Source organism: Moorena sp. SIO2C4 (assembly GCF_010672485.1).
Taxonomy (GTDB): Bacteria; Cyanobacteriota; Cyanobacteriia; order Cyanobacteriales; family Coleofasciculaceae; genus Moorena; species Moorena producens.
Map to the genome: position 1 here is coordinate 1 of NZ_JAAHGN010000828.1, position 3455 is coordinate 3455.

Genomic DNA, 3455 nt, shown 5'->3' on the forward strand with positions numbered 1-3455 from the left:
CTTCCGGTGCGCGCCTCCTAGGGCGAGTAAATCGCCCTTGGGTCGCACCGCAAAGTTGGGGGACCCACGGGGGCTTGACCAAAACCAGATGATCGCGCATTCATTCCTTGATTCAGCAACGCCAAAATTCTTGGGTTTTAGAGAACAGGGAACAGGGAATAGGGAAGAGTAACCCACCCCTAACCCCTCCCAGGAGGGGAAAAGGGAACAGGGCAAAAATTATGTGTACCTCATTAGGATAAAAACTGCTATAGATCAGTAGGCAAAACTGCGCTCAATCCCTACTCCCTACTCCCTACTCCCTACTCTCTACAACTCAATGGAATAATAATCCAAACCACCTTTTCCTGGACCCTGAGTCCACCGTGAATCAGGTTTCCAAGCACCATTTTCTTCTTCCCGACGGCGAGTGTAGACAGTGAGCTGATTATCCTTAATTTTCAGTAGATTATATTGCCAAGGATAACCGGGTATGAGTTCTTTGGTAGGTGCCCCAAAGGTGCCAGCACCAATTTGGTCGAGTTTGCGCCCAGTTGGACTGAGGTCGTAACGGAAAAGGCTGGTTTCGGCTTTGTGGATGTGTCCGTGGAGGAAGAAGCGGAATCCAGCTTTGGCGAGTTGTTCCATGAATCCTTGGTCGGTAATGCGATCGCTTCCAGCACTATTGAGGGGATGGTGCCAAACCGCTAGTTTCAGGCAGTTGCCGTAGTCTGGGTTACGGCGAATTTCGGCCAGAGCCTTGCTTAGAGCACCGGAGTGGATGCTAGCACGAGCTCTAAAGTGGTGATCCAGTTCCCAAGCGGAGTTTAGTCCTAGGATCAGCAAGTTTTGGTCTGGGAAATGGTCGATAATGGCTTGCTGGTCATAGTCGAGGGGATAGGGTTTAGTTTTGATAGCTTGATAGAATTGGCTGAAGTGGGCAAACCGTTGTTGGTATTTAGCGTCATCTCGGACTCGAATCACCTCTTCAGTAACTTTGATGTAGTGACCCTCTGTGAGTTCACCGTGGTATTTTATGCGATCGCGTAGCGGCTCTGAAAGAGCATCGCATAAATCCTAAGCCTCCTCTAGTTCCCAATTGAGGTCATGGTTACCAGGAACTAGAACAATTTGCTTCCAGTCTAGGGGGAAGTCTTGGCGGAGGTTGTGGAGAAACTGTTGTGCAGTCTGGTATTATTCAGGGTTTGGGATTATAGATTGGGTTGTAGAATTGGCAGCGCTCTTGAATGGCGTTAAGAGCGTTCATGCTTTGATCACAACTTATGCCATCATTAGTTTGTACAAATTCTTCGTTGTTGAGGCGATTAATCAGTTTAGAAATAGTAGCTTCTGTGCCAATTTTTTCCAGAGCTTCTGCTGCCTTTTTAGGTACCCAATAATCACCATGTTCTAGGCATTTAATTAGCCCATCAATAGCGGCTTCTGAACCAATTTCTCCGAGAACTTATACCGTTATTTCTAGCCTATAATCCTTATCATTATCCAGGAGTTTTATCAACTTATTAGTGGCGGATTGTGAACCAATCTTAACCAACGCATCTGCTGCCCTTTTCTGCACAGAATAGTCGTCATATTCCAGGAGTTTAATTAGCCCATCAATCGCAGACGTTGCTCCAATATTACCCAAAGCCTCTGCTGCCTTACGACACACCAAATCCTCCTCATCTTCCAAGCATGTAATTAACCCGTCAATCGCCGCTGCTGACTTAAGTTTACCCAAAGCCTCTGCTGCCATCCAACGCACATCTGAGTGGTCATCTTCCAGACATTTAATTAATCCATCAATCGCTGCTTCTGAGCCAATATCACCCAAAGCAGTTGCGGCCTCACGACGCACTAAATAGTCGTCATCTTCCAGACATTTAATTAACCCATCACTAGCCGCTTCTGAGCCAATTTTTCCCAAAGCCTCTGTTGCCCAAATACGTAAATCAGCGTCTTCATCGTCTAGGAGTTTAATCAGTTCATTAATAGCATCTAATGAACCAATTTCTACCAGAGCTGGTTTCGCAATATACCTTACATGACGCTTTTCATATTTCAAGAGTTTAATCAGAGGATCAATAACTACTGATGATTCTAGGGATTCTGGTGATTGGAAGTTAACCAGAGCTTTTGCAGCATTTATGCGCACATAGGAATCTTCATAATTGAGGAGTCTACTCATACCATCTCTAGGAGCTAGTGACGAAATTTTCATCACCGCATCTGCTGCAGTAGAATAGACATCATAGTCTTCATCTTCCAGGAATTTAAGTAGCCCATCAATAGCTGCTGGTGACTGGATTTTACTCAAGGCTGTCACTGCACTTCTCCTTACCATAACGCTTTGATCATCTAGACAGCTAAGGAGACCATCAACAGCGGTTTCTGAATCAATTTTTCCCAGAGCATCAGCCGCATAACGGCGAACATTCTGGTCTTGATCTTCCAACAGTTTAATCAACGCCTTAGTAGCTGATTGACCTCCGATTTGAGCTAAAGTATAGGGTACCTTCCACCTTTCATAAAGGTCTTTATATTTAAGGAGTTTAATCAAAACATCGATAGTTGCTGGTGACCGCATTTCAATTAGAGCTTCTGCCGCCCTCGTACGTATAAGTGAGTCCTCATCATCCAGGCATTTACTTAAGGGAGCAATCGTGGCTTCTGTGCCAATTTCAGCCAGAGCATATGTCGCCCTCCTACGCACATTTGATTCGGGATCATCCAGGCATTTACTTAACGGGTCTATGGTGGCTTCTGTCCCAATTTTTTCGAGAGCTTCTGCCACACTCCTACGCACAGCAAAGTTGTTATGAGTCAGGAATTTACTTAGCTCAGGTATCGCTTTGTCTGATCCAGTTATTCCCAACAACTGAAGCTTAAGTAAAGTCGGAACCTTTAACCCAGCCACCAACCCAACAGTCTGCTCCTGAAACTCCGGTTTTACTGCTCCGGCTAACCTGGCTCCCAGTTTCCAATCCACTGCTAATCCTAACTTGACAACCCGCTGGGCTTGGGCTTGATCATCTACCAATTGCAGCATCAGCACCAGAGGTTCTGTCCATTTAAAATAATTCAGATAGTTTTGTTGTAACTCCTGATCGCTGATACTTGGTAATTGTTGTAATAAAGATTCTGCTGTATTTATTATATTCATTTTATAGCATTTATAGTTGAGTTTTTAACATAGAATTGATGGGAACAGCGGAAGGGTGGCATTTCCAACTTCTTTTCAATCCCTAAGTTACCACCAACTCCTAAATCCCTAGTGGTGAAAATCATGGGAGTAGGCTTCTGGTAATCCCTCCGAAACTGAGTCAAATCGACACGTGCTGCTTCTGAGGGTAGCTCGTTTACCCCATCGATCAGTAACCAGAATTTTCCATCAAACAATAGTCTTTCGATCTCCGTGGAGTCCAGCAGTACACCATGGCGTTTCAGAAAATTCCGTACTAACTCCAACACGGATG

The 3455-nt window shown here is 45.0% G+C and carries 3 protein-coding genes and 1 pseudogene; all 4 read right to left on the reverse strand.

From position 1 onward, the window contains the following. Positions 1-309 precede the first annotated feature (309 nt). A complete protein-coding gene (locus F6K20_RS29820) occupies positions 310-963 on the reverse strand; it encodes a metallophosphoesterase family protein (protein WP_287251660.1) in 654 nt (217 codons plus the stop codon). Positions 964-1177: 214 nt separating this feature from the next. After that, the gene (locus F6K20_RS29825) at positions 1178-1432 is read right to left on the reverse strand and encodes a HEAT repeat domain-containing protein (protein ID WP_353736856.1); all 255 of its coding nucleotides are present in this window, start codon (positions 1430-1432) and stop codon (positions 1178-1180) included. A gap of 12 nt (positions 1433-1444) precedes the next feature. Continuing rightward, a complete protein-coding gene (locus tag F6K20_RS29830; RefSeq protein WP_287297103.1) occupies positions 1445-3142 on the reverse strand; it encodes a HEAT repeat domain-containing protein in 1698 nt (565 codons plus the stop codon). Continuing rightward, a pseudogene (locus F6K20_RS29835) lies at positions 3139-3455 on the reverse strand (hypothetical protein); the annotation flags it as partial. The gene F6K20_RS29830 and the pseudogene F6K20_RS29835, both read right to left, overlap by 4 nt.